Consider the following 15,117-nt stretch of genomic DNA (forward strand, 5'->3'; position numbering starts at 1 on the left):
GGCATCAACCTACGAAGGGATTTCGCCGTGCGCTGGCTCAGGATTGCCATAGGACTTACCGTCACTCTGTTGACCTTGCTCTGCATGCTTCCGGCCCAGGCCGCGCAAGGCAGTGGCTGGTCGGTATTGCTCGACGAACAGGGCGACCTGGCGTTGAGTGACATCCGTTCCGCGCGCTTCACCAATCAATTCAGCCCCATCGAACTCGACCGCCTCACCGCGGCCGAGCCCGACGGTGCGTTATGGCTGCGTTTCAAGCTCGCACCCGGCAAACACGAGCAATTGCTGCGCGTGTTCGCACCTGACCTGTCGCATCTCAATTTATACGTGCTGGACGGCGACACGCTGGTCGAGCAACAGAACACCGGCACTCAACAGCCTCAGGCTGATCGGCCATTGCCCAGCAGTGACTTCATGTTGCCGCTGCCCCAAAGTGACAAAACCCTCGACGTCTACGTGCGACTGGTCTCCCAACACCAGTTGCGGCCTTATATCACCCTGCAATCAGCGGTGATGACGGCGGCCAATCAGAACCTCACGCTGATCTATGGCCTGCTGTTCGGCTGCATCGCCATGCTGATCCTGCACAACATCGTGCGTTACGCCTACACCCGCTCACGCAGCAGCCTGTGGCTTGCCGCGTGTGAATTCCTGCTGATGCTCAGCCTGATCCTGTTGCTGAACCTGGCCGGCCCGTGGCTGCCGAACTGGCACGCCGTCCAGACCCCCGGTGCCTATCTCGCCTTGTTGCTGACGGCGCCGTGCGGGCTGATGTTCGCCTACCGTTTCTTTGCGCCATTGGGCCCGCATCCACTGAACAAGCTGCTGCTGGGGGACATTCTGTTCACCGTCGTCGCCGGGCTGTTGCTGTTGTTCGTCAACACCCTGCCGCTGAACATCATCACATACGCCCTGGTCGCACTCGCGGGCTTGAGCATGTTGTTCGTCAGCGGTTATCACTGGCAAAAAGGCTATCGCCCGGCCCGACTGTTCGTGGCGGCGATGGTGGTGTTCAACATCGGCGCGCTGATCATCCTGCCGGCCCTGCTGGGGTTAACCCTGGTCGCCCCGCAAGGCCTGATCATCACCCTGCTGGCCTTCATCTGCATCAGCGGCCTGTTGATGAGCATCGCCCTGGGCGAACGCCAGCGCAGCATCACCGAAGACCGTTTCAGCGTCAGTCGCGATCTGGCCGCCAGCAATGCCGAGATCAACGCCAAAGCCGAATTCCTGGCCAAGATCAGCCACGAAATCCGCACACCGATGAATGGCGTGCTGGGCATGACCGAACTGCTGTTGGGTACGCCGTTGTCGGTCAAGCAACGGGATTACGTGCAAACCATCCACAGCGCCGGCAACGAGCTGCTGACCCTGATCAACGAGATTCTCGACATCTCCAAGCTCGAATCCGGGCAGATCGAACTGGACGACGTGCAATTCGATCTCAATGCCCTGATCGAAGATTGCCTGAGTATCTTCCGCGCCAAGGCCGAACAGCAGAACGTCGAACTGATCAGCTTTATCCAGCCGCAAGTGCCGCGGGTGATCAGCGGTGATCCGACCCGCCTGCGCCAGACCCTGCTGAGCCTGCTGGAAAACGCCCTGAAGAAAACCGACGAAGGCGAGATTCTGATCGTCGTCGCCCTCGACGAACGCAGCGCCAAACCGCGCCTGCGCATTGCCGTGCAAGACAGTGGCATTCCAATGGAAGCCGAAGAGCGCGATGCCCTGATGCACGCCGAGTTGCACAGCAAGCATTTCCTCTCCGCCACGCGCCTGGGCGGAAATCTGGGGCTGGTCATCGCCCGGCAACTGATTCGTCTGATGCAAGGGGAATTCGGGATCAAGAGCGGCGCCAACCAGGGCAGCACCTTGTGGCTGACCCTGCCGCTGGACCCGGATCGCCTCGAACACCCGACCTCCGACCTCGACAGCCCGTTGCAGGGTGCGCGGGTGTTGGTGGTGGACGACAACGACACCTGTCGCAAGGTGCTGGTGCAGCAGTGCAGCGCCTGGGGCCTGAATGTCAGCGCCGTGCCGTCCGGCAAAGAAGCTCTGGCGTTGCTGCGCACCAAGGCGCATCTGCGTGATTACTTCGATGTGGTCCTGCTGGACCAGAACATGCCCGGCATGACCGGCATGCAACTGGCGGCCAAGATCAAGGAAGACCCGAGCCTCAACCATGACATCCTGCTGATCATGCTCACGGGCATCAGCAATGCGCCAAGCAAGATCATCGCCCGCAACTCGGGGATCAAACGCATCCTCGCCAAACCAGTGGCCGGCTACACCCTCAAGACCACCCTGGCGGACGAACTGAACCAGCGCAACAAAGGCCTGGCCGTGTCACATCACGTGCCCGCCGGCCCTACCGTGCCGGTCAAGGTACCCAGCGATTTCCGCATCCTGGTGGCCGAAGACAACAGCATCTCGACCAAGGTGATTCGCGGCATGCTGGGTAAGCTCAACCTGCAACCGGACACCGCCAGCAATGGCGAAGAAGCCTTGCAAGCGATGAAAGCCCAACGCTACGACCTGGTGCTGATGGACTGCGAAATGCCGATCCTCGACGGTTTCTCCGCGACCCAGCAATTACGCGCGTGGGAAGTCGGCAATCAGCGGATTCGCACCCCCGTGGTAGCGCTGACCGCACATATCCTCGCCGAGCACAAAGAGCGCGCGCGGCAGGCCGGCATGGATGGGCACATGGCCAAACCGGTCGAGTTGTCGCAATTGCGCGAATTGATCGAGCATTGGGTTGCCCAGCGTGATCAGCAGAACAGGGCAGCCGCGCAAACGTCCTGAGCCGACAGACGCCATGGCGCCTGATAGACTCCGCCTCGACTTCCCTCGCCAGTGAGCTAGCACCATGCTCCATGTGTTGTTCAGTGTTTACCTGAAGATGCTGGTGCTCTACAGCCCGTTCTTCGTGTTGTCCTGTTTTATCAGCCTGACCCGTGGTTATTCACGCAAGGAACAACGTCGCCTGGCCTGGAAAGTGGCGGTCGCGACGCTGGTTTCCAGTGTTTTGCTGTACCTGTTCGGGCGGGTAATTTTCAGCGTGTTCGGCATCACCGTGGATGCGTTTCGCATCGGCGCCGGCAGCGTGCTGTTCATCTCGGCACTGGGCATGGCCCAGGGTAAGGCCGTGGTGCAGACCGACAATGTGCAGCAGGACGTGACCATTGTGCCGCTGACCATCCCGCTGACCGTCGGCCCCGGCACCATCGGTGCGCTGCTGGTGATGGGCGTAAGCCAGCCGCATTGGGATGACAAGCTCACCGCGATTCTGAGCATTGCCTTGGCCAGTTTCACGGTTGGGGTGGTGCTTTATTTATCCAACCACATCGAACGGATTCTTGGTGATCAGGGCTTGCAGATTGTCAGCCGGTTGATGGGGTTGTTTGTGTGCGCATTGGCGGCGCAGATTATTTTTACCGGGGTGAAGGGTTACCTCGTGCCGTAGACGTTTTGTCTGACGCTGGCACCCCGCCTCCTTGAGCGCCTTGACCGGTCGCGTGCGGTGTAAAAGAGATCAATGCAGTTCCACAATCTCGTCTTCGCGCCGCGTACCGAGTATCGACAGCACCGTTGATCGGGAGAAATCTTCGTACTCATCACTTAGCTGGGCCTGAAAGCACAACAGATGAACGCTGCCATTGATCCGGTCAGCCATAAACTGTTGACTCATAAAGTTTGAGTTCAACGGCTCGGCGACTGCAAAACTAATCCTGAGCATCTTTAACGTCGCGGCTTCGTCGACAAGGCCAACTTGCAGCCGGATTCGGGTCAAGCCTTGGCTATCCGTTGACTCGCTCGTTCCAATAACCGGTTCCACAGCGTGCCGCGTCAGAACTTGCAGGCTTGTGCCGTTTGAAGTACCAGCGGAAAGAGACTGCAGGGCCGGATTTATTAACGCTATTTGCTCACGCGAAAAACAACGCTCCAACGCGTTGTCGATCACACTGGCAACCGATACGTGGCCTTCTCGCCCTAATGTATAAACATCCCCCGCCGTTCCCAAGACATTAAAATGCAGCCGGCGCAGCAACAGTGAATACACTTCGCACCACGAATCAAAGTCTTTAAACTCTGGATGTTTATGAGTTGACGCCAACTGCATGTAAAGCGTAGAAGCCGTAAAGTCATCACGCTGCGAACGTTCCAACATTGGCGACAAAACTAAAACGCTGCCCCCACTGACATAACTGTAACGATCCATAATTCTCACCTCCTCTTGGCAAAAAAAAGCCAAGCGCGTTAACGCTTGGCTTCCAAAAATTACTTGATGCCGAATTCCAGCTCCAGGGCTCTGTCCGCTGCTTCAAAGAACGCTTGGGCTTGCGCTTCTTTCCTGGCGGTGTAGTCCTCTTCATGAATGGTAAGAGTGGCTTTACCTTGGTTCACCTTTGCTGAGAAATGCATTTTTTCGAAGATGGCAACTTGGGTGTTACCGGCGTCAGTGAAATAGGAAGTTGAGCCCAGTACAGCCCAGACATCCTCTCCCTTGTCCTGCGCCACGGCCATTATCCCGATCGAGGCGCCATAGGCTTTCTTGCCATTTTTCTCATACAACGCCAGGGCTTCCGCGTTCTTCGCCAAACCCTCGATCGTCTTGTTGGCGACCGCTTTCAAAACAGTGGCGGTGGAGCCAGCAACACCACCGATGGCTGCATGAACAACATCGAGAACAACATTGCTCATGGTATAACCAACGTAATCTTGATCCATACCCGTATAACCATCGTGCATTCGGGACCACCCCATCGCCCTCATACCTTTGACATAGTGCTCCCAGCGTTCAACCTGTTGCTCTTTTTTTGGATATTTGATTTCAGCGCTAACGTCCGCAAAAAACTGAGTCCGCTTGATAATGTTCCTGTAACGACGACTCATATCATCGGGAAAACCAATCAGCGTCGAGTTCAAAATGGCCGCATTCAACTTCTCTGTATCAATGGGCAAATCCACTGCAACACGCATTGCTTTAGGGGTTGCCAATGCCTGGAGGACCGGCATGCAAGTTGCCATGCAGTCTTCGATAAATGCCAGACTTTCGGCTTCGGTCATTTTCACATCACGCACATTATTCACAATCAAAGTTCCTTTTTAAATAGTTATGAGCCAACGCCGGCTCGATGAGAAAATTAACGCACTCCGCGCTTCAACTTCAACTTAACTAAAAGAACAAAACATTTCAAAGACAGAGCAAAAGCAATTAACCAAGGATCAAAAATACTGTCACAGCACAAACTAATAAGAGATCAAAGACCCACGAAACCCTATTAAAAAGCAATGCACCCCATCCTTAGACCGAAGCGCACGAAGTACAAGAGGTCATGCCTGCAGTTGGTCTGCTGCAACTCGCAGGGCTGGCAACAACGCTTTTAGCACTACACCCGCCGCGGGCTCCGGGATGTCCACCAAGGCACGCACCAAGGCCGAAACGGCAACGTCCCGATAAACAAATAACTTTGCGACGGATATAAAAAACGCCTCCGAAGAGGCGTTTTCACTTAACCGGCGGGCTTGTCGCCATACCAGCGTGGCGTATACACCCACGCACCACCCTCGGCGCGAGGAAACACGCAGGTGGTGGACGAACCGATCAGCACCATCGTGCGCATGTCCACTTGGTCCGGGGTTAACTGACCTAGCGTGGTGACACGCAATGTCTGCCCCGGTCGGCCAATGTCACGCCCCAGCACCACTGGCGTTTCGGCGGTGCGGTGCTGCGCGACGATCTCCAGCGCGCGACCCAGTTGCCATGGGCGGGAACGGGAAATCGGGTTGTAGAACGCCAGGGCCAGGTCGGCCTGGGAGGCCAGATCCAGACGTTTCTCAATGATCGACCATGGCTTGAGGTTGTCCGACAGCGACATTACGCAAAAGTCATGGCCCAACGGTGCGCCGGCCTGGGCCGCCGTGGCCAGGGACGCGGAGACGCCGGGAAGGATCTCCAGCTCAACGTTATGCCAGTTCACATCGCTCGATTCGTGCAAGGCTTCAAGCACCGCCGCAGCCATGGCGAACACGCCCGGATCGCCGGACGACACCACCACCACCGAACGCCCCTGGGCCGCGAGTTCGAAGGCGTGGCGGGCACGCTGCATCTCTTCGCGGTTATCGGTGCAGTGCATCACCTGATCGGCGCGGAACGGCCCGGCCATGCGCACGTAGGTTTCGTAACCCAGTACGTCATTGGCCCGGGCCAGTTCGGCTTTGACCGCTGGCACCATCAGTTCGGCGGCGCCAGGGCCCAGGCCGATCACCGCCAGACGACCGCGTGGACGGCCGATCAGCTGTGGATCGAGGGGGTCGGCAGCGACGGCGATGGCCATCGAGTCGTTGATTTCAATTGAAGTGAGCAGCGACGGCACGGCGTTGCGCGCCAGCTCAAGCACAGTGTCGGGCCGGGCGCTGAAACGCAGCGGCACACCCAACTCCAGCGCCGCTTCGCGCAATGACGGGTTGGCCATCTCGCTTTCATCGCTCAACAAACAGGCCAACGATTGCAGCGCAATATTGGCTTCACGCAACGCCGCACGAATGGTTTCCGCCGTTCCCGCCGTCACTGCCACAACCACATTGCGCGGATAAATCAGCAGCTCATTGGCACTCGGCTGACGCTCGGCATGCCCGACATGGATCGCCAATCGCGCCTGCCGGTCTTCCGGCAACTGCGCCTCGGCCAACCATGGCGCCGGACCTTCGATGCGCACCGATTCGCCTGCGAGCAAATCCGAGACGAAGCGCTTGCCCAACTCCAGATCGCCCAAGGCATAACCGCTGGGCGGGTTGAGCAGGCAAGTGCCAAAACGCAATTCACCGCTGGTGGTGATGGCGGCGGCGACGTCCAGCGCGGCGGCGATCTCCCGCGCCAACACATTCACCCCGCCCAGACCGCCGAGCAGCGGCACCACGGCGCTACCGTCTTCAGCCACGGCCAGCACCGGCGGCTCGGCGCCCTTTTCCAGCAGCAACGGCGCCAGAGTGCGGATGACAATACCGGCCGCGCACAGGGCAATGATCGGTGTGTCCTGTTGATAGAGTTCGCGCAACGTCGTGCCGAACTCTTGATAGTCGCGGTCGGCGCCCTCAACCCGCCCGGCCAGTCCGTGGATCACGGCGTCCGGATAACGCTGCTGAATCCGTCGCGCCGTGGCGAGGCTGCCATTGCCAAGGATGACAATCGCCGGAGCTGGACGGCCGATCACCCTTGCCACCGTTCACCGGGCACGATGATCAACGAGAAGTACGGCGAGGACATCGGCTCGACTTCATCCAGCGCAACGATTTTCTGGTTGGCCATGGTCGCGCGCTCGACGTACAACGCGCGCCCGGCCAGACCGAGCTCTTCCAGCACCTGCCGCACCTTGGGGAAATTGCGCCCCAGCTTCATGATCACCGCCGCATCGGCATCGGCCAAACGTCGTTTCAATTCGTCATGGGGCAGCACGCCGGACAACACCGACAAACTCTGATTGCGATACACCAGCGGCGCACCCAGCACCGACGCGCCGCCGAGCATCGAGCAGACACCCGGCACCACTTCGGCGACGTAGCGTTCGGCCAGGCGATCGTGCAGGTACATGTAGGAGCCGTAGAAGAACGGATCACCTTCGCAGATCACCGCCACATCGCGGCCGGCATCCAGGTGTTGCGCCAATTGCTCGGCAGCGGTGTCGTAGAAATCGCTGATCACTTGCTCGTAGGACAGCGGCGCCGGCAACGCTTCGGTGGTCACCGGGTACACCAACGGCAGCAGGTTTTGCGCATCGACAAGGTGCGCTTCGATGATGCCGAACGCGTTGCCTTTCTTGCCCTTGGCGACGAAGTACGCCACCACCGGCGATTCGCGCAGCAGGCGCAGGGCTTTGACGGTAATCAGTTCCGGATCACCGGGGCCGACGCCCAGGCCGATCAAGCGTCCAGGTTGCTGCATCATTCGATCTCCGTGGCGAGGGCGTTGACAGCGGCGGCGGCCATGGCGCTACCGCCCAACCGGCCTTGCATGATCACGAACGGCACACCACGACTGTCTGCCGCGAGCGCTGCTTTCGATTCGGCGGCGCCGACGAAGCCCACCGGGAAGCCGAGGATCAGCGCCGGTTTCGGGGCACCGGCGTCGAGCATTTCCAGCAAGTAGAACAGCGCAGTCGGCGCGTTGCCGATCACCACCACGCTGCCTTCCAGATGCGGGCGCCACAGTTCCAGCGCGGCGGCGGAACGGGTGTTGCCCAACTCACGAGCCAACTCCGGAACGCTGTCGTCGCGCAGGGTACAGATCACCTGATTGTTCGCAGGCAGGCGCGTGCGGGTCACGCCTTCGGACACCATCCGCGCATCGCACAGGATCGGCGCACCAGCCGCCAGCGCAGCGCGCCCGGCCTTGCCGGCGCCTTCGGAAAATTGCAGACCGTCGATGGCCTCGACCATGCCGCAGGCGTGGATCACCCGCACCGCGAGTTTTTCCAGGTCGGCCGGGATGCGCGAAAGGTTCGCCTCGGCGCGAATGATCGCGAAGGAGTTGCGATAGATCTCCTGACCGTCGCGGATGTAATCAAGCATCAAGGGGGCTCCGTGGGCGGGCGTCGAGCAAGGTCGCGACCGCTTCAATAGTAAGGTTGCGTGCGTGCAGCGCGCCGAAACCCGGCAGTGCTGCATCGCGAAAATAGAGGTCGTAGTGACCGGGTGAAACCGCCAGCAAGGTCACCGGCGCAATGTGCGCGGCCGCGCAGGAACGCGGGCAGCCAGACAGGTGCACATTCAGGATTTGGCCGTGACGTTGCAGCGATGCCGCCAGTTGCAGGGCATCGCTTTTGGTGTCGGACAGGCCTTTGCCACAACCGGCGGAACCGGTGCAGGCAATCACATGGGCCAGGGCATCGTCGGCGCAACAGCGCAGGCCGAAGGTTTCCAGGCTGTGGATAACTTGGGCGGCGTTGTCTTCATGGATATTGGGCAGCAACAGACTTTGCCACGGCGTGAAGCGTAGCGTGCCGTCGCCCTGCTCCCGGGCCAGTTGTGCAGCGCCTCGGAGCATGGCGGGATCGAGCCGGCCAAGGGGGGGGACTGCGCCGATATACACACGACCGGGTTCACGTTGCGGATGTGCGCCGATATGCAAGACGCCCGAGGTACGCGGCGCGTTGACGATGGAGAGCATCGGCACACGTTCGCCCAGTTGCGCGAGCAACCCGGCCAACGGGTATTCGGCCAGCAGATGACGCATGCGGGTCTGCTCGGGGCGCGCCAGTTCGAGGAATAAATCGAGCACTGCGATCACCAGTGCGTGGCCGTGCTCCAGTTGCACCGCGCCCAGGGCAACGTCCGTCGGGCAACCGGCCAGGCCGAACGCCAACAGACACTCGCCATTGTGCTCGACCGCGCTCAACCACAAGTCATGGTGATGTTCGAGCATCGCCAAGCCTTCGCCGCCATCAAGTTGCACGGCGAACTTGGCGCTCAACCCGTGGAAACGCTCATGGCTTTGCAGGCTGGTGAGGATCTGATCGGCCAACGGCCGCGTATCGAGCACCATCTGCCGATCAATCCCGGCGCCCGGGCTGAGCATCAGGTTGCGCACATCGTCGCCCGCTGCGGTCCGTGGTCCCAACCCGGCGGCCAACAGGCTGTCGATCAACGCAGCTTCTTCAGGGCCAATCCCGCGAATCTGCAGATTGGCGCGATTGGTCGCCTCGATCACGCCGCCGGCAAAGCGCTCGGCAGCATTAGCCACGGCGTCAGCCTGATCGGCACTGATCGAACCGCCATTCAACTTGATCCGGCAGATCCCGCCATCCAGCGCCTGGACGATACGCAGCAACCCCGGGCAGGCCGAGGGGCGTAGGGCGGTAGACATCGGGCGTTCGTTCAAGGGATGGCTGGCTGCGCGGTGATGGGCGAAAGGGCGCCATTATGCCTGCTTTGCCCCCCAGCATGAAAAGCCGGCGGGCAGAATACCGTCGCAGCCAACTCATCACAGGCTGGATCCAGCACTGGACATTTTGGAGGACGTACTCTGGCCACAGGCTACACGGCGCCGGTTTTCAAACCTGAAAATTAAACTCGATGGCGTCCAATTCCTCCACTATTTGTCGCAACTCCGCCCGGCTAGTGTCCATGTCTCGACGACCGATCGTAAAACGCTGCGCTCTGATATCCAATTGAGACAGGTTGTGTTGAATCTTCCAGAACAGATAATCGGTACTCCACGAACTGACTATCAGGCGCATATCAGAGACCCAGAGCTCAATTCTTTTATCGCTGGTTATCGAAATCGGCAACACTCGCATATCGCCATCTTTTCGAATACTCCCATTAAAGGCTTCACTTGTATCCTGATGGCTTTCAATCATCGATACCGCCTCCAGGCTTGCCTTTAACTTATCAGCGCTGATTTTCGATTTCATGACGTCTACCCACGCGGCCATGAGGCTGCCTCGATACTGTTTATCGACCTTTTCTACGGGTTGACCTTCAATAACCCAGCCAATGGACCATAACATCCCGCTATAGTGTTCAAACCAATCGGCTGGATAGCGCCTGCGATTAGCTCTGGCATCCGCACCCACCTCAGCATACGTAATACTGTCCTTTACAAAACGCTTATCTTCTTTCGATAAGCCCGCAAAAAAACTCATCACATTACTTTGCACCATCGAGGCACTTTGCCCGTCGGCTTCTTCTGATAAACCCAAGCTGCCCCTGACGCTCGACGACTTCAAAGTATTGACATCCCGGCTCGGCGAACCCTGCGCATCTTGTGCAACTTCTTTCACAGGCCCGTCACTTAATACAACTTCTTCCATGATCACACTGTCTCCTGACTGCTCTAACGAGTAATTAATTAATAACTTGCAACACCGCCAAACTAACAACAAACACTTAGCAAGTTAACCATCAATGTTGTACATCGAATTTCGGGCGGGCCAGGCGCAAAGCCAATAACGTCACTCCCAATGTCAATGCACAATTGAAAGCGTCAGGCCCTGACGACCGCGTTATCATGCCGACTTTAAAAAATACGCTTCTGGTTGAGATACGACATGACACCCTGGCTGACAGTAATAGGAATCGCTGAAGACGGCTTCAAGGGCCTGGGCAAGAACGCCCGACGGGCCCTGCTGAGCGCTTCACGGATCATTGGTGGCCAGCGCCAACTGGATTTGCTGCCGGTGTGCATTCGTGGCGAGCGGCAGTTATGGCCGAGCCCGTTTTCCCTGGCTCGGGTGCTGGAGCGCCATGGCGAAGCGGTGTGCGTGTTGGCCAGTGGCGACCCGATGTTCTTTGGCGTCGGCGCCAGCCTTGCGCGGCAAGTGCCTGCCGAACAGATGCTGATCCTGCCGGCGCCCTCTTCCTGCTCCCTGGCGGCAGCGCGGATGGGCTGGCCGTTGCAGGAGGTGGTGACGCTGTCGGTGGTGGCTCGTCCGATTGCCGCGCTGAATGCGCACCTGTCCGGTGGCGTGCGGTTGCTGGTGTTGAGCAATGACGGGCAGAGCCCGGCGGCCATCGCTCAATTGCTGCACGAACGGGGTTTCGGGGCGAGCCGACTGACCGTCCTCGAACACCTGGGTGGCGGGGCCGAGCGACGTATCGAAGGGCTTGCCAGCGACTGGACCGTCACAGGCATTGCCGATCTCAATGTGATAGCCATCGAATGCATCGCCGACCCTGGCACCCCACGCCTGTCACGCCTCGCCGGTTTGCCGGATTCAGCCTTCCAGCACGACGGCCAACTGACCAAACGCGATGTGCGCGCCATCACCCTCGCCCGGCTCGCGCCGACACCCGGCGAATTGTTGTGGGACGTCGGCGCCGGCAGCGGCTCGATCGGCATCGAATGGATGCGTGCACACCCGAGTTGCCGGGCGCTGGCTATCGAGGCCGATGACGGACGGCAATTGTTGATCGAGCAGAATCGCGACGCCCTGGGCGTCCCGGGCCTGCAACTGATTCGCGGCAACGCGCCGCAAGCCCTGGCCGGGCTCGAACGTCCGGACGCGATTTTCATCGGCGGCGGCGTGACCCGCGACGGTGTGCTCGATGCTTGCTGGTCGGCGCTGAAACCCGGCGGCCGATTGATCGCCAACGCCGTCACCCTGCAAAGCGAAATGACTCTGATGTCTTGGCGCGACCAGCACGGCGGTGAGTTGACCCGCATCCATATCGCTCAGGCCCGGCCGTTGGGCGAGTTCGATACCTGGCGCCAAGCGTTGCCGATTACCCTGCTTGATGTGACGAAGCCACTCGATGCGTGACGAAACCGCTGAACAACCCGCGCCCCTGCGCAGCGGTCTGACCACCGGCAGTTGCGCCACGGCCACCAGCCTCGCCGCCGCACGCCTGTTGCTCAGCGGCGCGAATGCCGACGCGGTGGAAATCGTCCTGCCCAAGGGCAAGCAGGTGCGAATGCGCCTGGAGTTCTGCCGTTTGAGCGACGACGGCGCCGAGGCCGGAACGATCAAGGATGCCGGTGATGACCCGGACGTGACCCACGGCGCGTTGCTCTATTCCCACGTGCGCCTGGGCGCCGAACCCGGCATTCGCTTTATTGCCGGCCAAGGCGTTGGCACCGTGACGCGGCCCGGTCTGGTGCTGGGTGTCGGCGAACCGGCCATCAACCCGGTGCCGCGCAAAATGATCACCGAGCACCTCACGCTATTGGCTCAGGAGTTGAGCTACAGCGGTGGTTTCGAGGTCACGGTCAACGTCGAAAACGGCGAAGCCCTGGCGCTGAAAACCATGAACCCGCGCCTGGGAATTCTCGGCGGGTTGTCGATTCTCGGTACCAGCGGCATCGTCCGGCCATTCTCCTGCGCGGCGTACATTGCCTCGATCCACCAGGGTATCGACGTCGCCAAAACCAACGGCTATCGGCACATCGCCGCCTGCACCGGCAACGCCAGCGAAGACACCATGCGCCGGGTCTACGACCTGCCGGAAATCGCCCTGATCGAAATGGGCGACTTCGTCGGCGCGGTGCTCAAGCATCTGCGCAGAGTGCCTGTGGATAAACTCAGCCTTTGCGGCGGCTTCGGCAAGATCAGCAAACTGGCGGCCGGGCACATGGATTTGCACAGTCGCCATTCAAGCATCGACCTGCCGCAACTGGCCGAATGGGCGGCGGCAATTGGCGCCGATGAGGCGTTGCAGCAATCGATCCGCGAGGCCAATACCAGTCAGCAGGCATTGGCCATGGCCAGTGAGGCCGGCATCGGGTTGGGTGATGAAGTGTGTCGACATGCCTTGGAGTTTGCGCGCAGCGTGGTGCCGGCGCAGGTTCAGGTCGAGGTTTTTGCGATTGATCGTCAGGGCGGGATAGTCGGGCATGCGGGAGCCTTTCAATGAAGCGCGTGTTGTTGCTGGGGGGCGTGACAGAAGCGTTGGCCATCGCCCGGACGCTGGGACCGGAGCACATCTACAGCCTGGCCGGCGTTGGTCGCGTGCCGACGGATTTGTCCTGTCAGGTTCGCGTCGGCGGTTACGGCGGTGCTGAAGGCCTGGCGCAATTCATTCGCGAAGAAGGCATTGAACTGCTGCTGGACGCCACCCATCCCTACGCCGCGCGAATCAGTCAAAACGCTGCGACCGCCGCACAGTTGAGCGACATCCCATGCTGGGCCCTGCGTCGTTCAGCCTGGCAACCACAGGCCGGGGATGACTGGCGTGAAGTCAGCGACTGGGCGGAACTGATCGAGGCGTTGAAACCCTTCCGCCGACCACTGTTCACCCTCGGCCGCGAGCCCTTGCAACACCTGCACGAAATCCCCCCGGAACAGTTCTGGACCTTGCGCGCGCTCGACGCTTACCCCGGCAACGAACGCTGCGAAGTCATCGGCGCCCGTGGGCCGTTTTTGCTCGAAGGTGAACGCGAACTGTTCGAACGCCGGCAGATCGATGTGCTGATCAGCAAAAACAGCGGCAGCGCCGCCACCGAACCGAAACTGGAAGTGGCGCGGGAGCGTGGGGTGCCGGTGCTGGTGTTGAAGCGGCCGGTGTTGGCGAGGGTTGAGCGGGAGTTCGGGGCTGTGGATGAAGTGCTGCAGGCCCTGAAAGAACGTGGATTGCGCTGAAAACTGCGAACGGCATAGGCCGCTTTCGCAAGCAAGCCCGCTCCCACACTGATTGCGTGAACACTGTAGATCTACTGTGGGAGCGGGCTTGCTCGCGAAGGCAACTTGACTGACGACACAAGGCTAAAGCCTACAAATCAACAGGACCTTACGCACAGCATCATCAAAACCAGCCGACTGACTTAGTCAGACTTCAACCGGTATGTTTTCGAGCACTTTAACTGAAGTGCCAGAGCCCCAAATGCCCGAAAAATTCGCCCGTTTCGATATCAAGGAGTTTCTCCTGTCACCCGCCGATATGTGCAACTACATCCAGGCTTGTGAAGTGGAAGACCCAGGCGATGGGAGCCTCAATCGTGTGGCACTCATGGACGTCAAACACCTCATTCGCGCAAGAATTCAAAGAGACCCGCAATTCGCCCAGGCATTGCGAATCGAAGTCGCTACACTCTTTCATAACGGTCAGCCAGAACTAGCTCGCAGGTTCTTGCTCCTGTTGAATGAGGCGCTGCGACACCACACCGCACGCCGCTTTTTTACTTATCGGCCCTGATCAGGCTAAATAGCCGCGCCTGATCGCCCACCCAACCGGATCTGTCCCATGTCCCGACAACGGCTCGCATTTGCCTGGATCGCCTGCTTTGCAGTGCTGTTCAATATGCTCGCCATGCCGATGACCGGTGCGATGGCGCAGTCGGCGAAGTCACCCGCCGAACAGTTGTTGTGGGGGAGTTTTTGCACGTCCAGCGGCACGAAGATGGTGGCGATTTCCCTGGGCAAAATCGAACAGAAAGCCCCACAAAACGACGATCATTCCAACATGCAGCATTGCTGGTGCTGCTCGGGTTCCGCACCGTTGGTGGCATTGCCGGGGCATGTACCGCAGTTGTATTTCGCGCGGTTCGAGGCCAATCACAGCCTGCCCGCCGCCTCTCTCGACACACCGACACCGCGCCAGCAATGGCCGAGCCTCAACCCCCGCGCGTCCCCTCTGGTGTGATTCCTTCTCGCAATTGACCTGCGTTTTGAATCGTTCTGG

At 59.7% G+C, this 15,117-nt stretch carries 14 protein-coding genes; 7 read left to right on the forward strand and 7 right to left on the reverse strand.

The window, feature by feature from the left end:
* Nucleotides 1–27 precede the first annotated feature (27 nt).
* Complete coding sequence (locus BK667_RS29515) at nt 28–2,805, forward strand: hybrid sensor histidine kinase/response regulator (protein ID WP_123599690.1); 2,778 nt, start codon at nt 28–30, stop codon at nt 2,803–2,805.
* Between the two features lie 64 nt (nt 2,806–2,869).
* A complete protein-coding gene (gene tspR / locus BK667_RS29520) occupies nt 2,870–3,466 on the forward strand; it encodes a type III secretion system genes modulator TspR (RefSeq protein ID WP_123599691.1) in 597 nt (198 codons plus the stop codon).
* Nucleotides 3,467–3,535: 69 nt separating this feature from the next.
* On the opposite strand, the gene BK667_RS29525 is transcribed toward tspR, so the two are convergent.
* From BK667_RS29525 to BK667_RS29555, 7 genes are all read right to left on the reverse strand, one after another.
* Nucleotides 3,536–4,222, reverse strand: coding sequence for a hypothetical protein (locus tag BK667_RS29525; RefSeq protein WP_123599692.1), 687 nt, complete (start codon nt 4,220–4,222; stop codon nt 3,536–3,538).
* 59 nt (nt 4,223–4,281) lie between these two features.
* Nucleotides 4,282–5,094 carry a hypothetical protein gene (locus BK667_RS29530; RefSeq protein WP_148060173.1) on the reverse strand — a complete coding sequence of 271 codons (813 nt, stop codon included), beginning with the start codon at nt 5,092–5,094 and terminating at the stop codon, nt 4,282–4,284.
* Between the two features lie 422 nt (nt 5,095–5,516).
* On the reverse strand, nt 5,517–7,214 hold the full coding sequence (gene cobJ, locus BK667_RS29535) for a precorrin-3B C(17)-methyltransferase (protein WP_123599750.1): 1,698 nt from the start codon (nt 7,212–7,214) through the stop codon (nt 5,517–5,519).
* Nucleotides 7,214–7,945: a precorrin-2 C(20)-methyltransferase gene (locus tag BK667_RS29540; RefSeq protein WP_123514064.1), complete on the reverse strand. Its 732-nt coding sequence runs from the start codon at nt 7,943–7,945 to the stop codon at nt 7,214–7,216. Before BK667_RS29540 ends, cobJ begins: the two co-directional genes overlap by 1 nt.
* Entirely contained in the window at nt 7,945–8,571 is a 627-nt protein-coding gene (locus BK667_RS29545) for a precorrin-8X methylmutase (RefSeq protein ID WP_123514062.1), read from the reverse strand. Before BK667_RS29545 ends, BK667_RS29540 begins: the two co-directional genes overlap by 1 nt.
* Nucleotides 8,564–9,865, reverse strand: a complete 1,302-nt coding sequence (gene cobG / locus BK667_RS29550) for a precorrin-3B synthase (protein ID WP_123599694.1) — start codon at nt 9,863–9,865, stop codon at nt 8,564–8,566. The genes BK667_RS29545 and cobG overlap by 8 nt, the downstream gene beginning before the upstream one ends.
* A 187-nt stretch (nt 9,866–10,052) precedes the next feature.
* Complete coding sequence (locus BK667_RS29555) at nt 10,053–10,814, reverse strand: hypothetical protein (protein ID WP_123599695.1); 762 nt, start codon at nt 10,812–10,814, stop codon at nt 10,053–10,055.
* Between the two features lie 237 nt (nt 10,815–11,051).
* On the opposite strand from BK667_RS29555, the gene cbiE reads away from it, so the two are divergent.
* The 5 genes from cbiE to BK667_RS29580 all read left to right on the forward strand — a co-directional run bounded on the left by cbiE (nt 11,052) and on the right by BK667_RS29580 (nt 15,078).
* Nucleotides 11,052–12,263: a precorrin-6y C5,15-methyltransferase (decarboxylating) subunit CbiE gene (gene cbiE / locus BK667_RS29560; RefSeq protein ID WP_123599696.1), complete on the forward strand. Its 1,212-nt coding sequence runs from the start codon at nt 11,052–11,054 to the stop codon at nt 12,261–12,263.
* Complete coding sequence (locus BK667_RS29565; protein ID WP_123599697.1) at nt 12,256–13,353, forward strand: cobalt-precorrin-5B (C(1))-methyltransferase; 1,098 nt, start codon at nt 12,256–12,258, stop codon at nt 13,351–13,353. Before cbiE ends, BK667_RS29565 begins: the two co-directional genes overlap by 8 nt.
* Entirely contained in the window at nt 13,350–14,078 is a 729-nt protein-coding gene (locus tag BK667_RS29570; protein ID WP_123599698.1) for a cobalt-precorrin-6A reductase, read from the forward strand. The genes BK667_RS29565 and BK667_RS29570 overlap by 4 nt, the downstream gene beginning before the upstream one ends.
* A 241-nt stretch (nt 14,079–14,319) precedes the next feature.
* A complete protein-coding gene (locus tag BK667_RS29575; protein ID WP_123514048.1) occupies nt 14,320–14,631 on the forward strand; it encodes a hypothetical protein in 312 nt (103 codons plus the stop codon).
* Between the two features lie 48 nt (nt 14,632–14,679).
* Nucleotides 14,680–15,078, forward strand: coding sequence for a DUF2946 domain-containing protein (locus tag BK667_RS29580; protein ID WP_123599699.1), 399 nt, complete (start codon nt 14,680–14,682; stop codon nt 15,076–15,078).
* The last annotated feature ends 39 nt before the right edge of the window (nt 15,079–15,117 follow it).

It is taken from the genome of Pseudomonas frederiksbergensis, from assembly GCF_003732705.1.
In the GTDB taxonomy this organism is placed as follows: Bacteria; Pseudomonadota; Gammaproteobacteria; order Pseudomonadales; family Pseudomonadaceae; genus Aquipseudomonas; species Aquipseudomonas frederiksbergensis_F.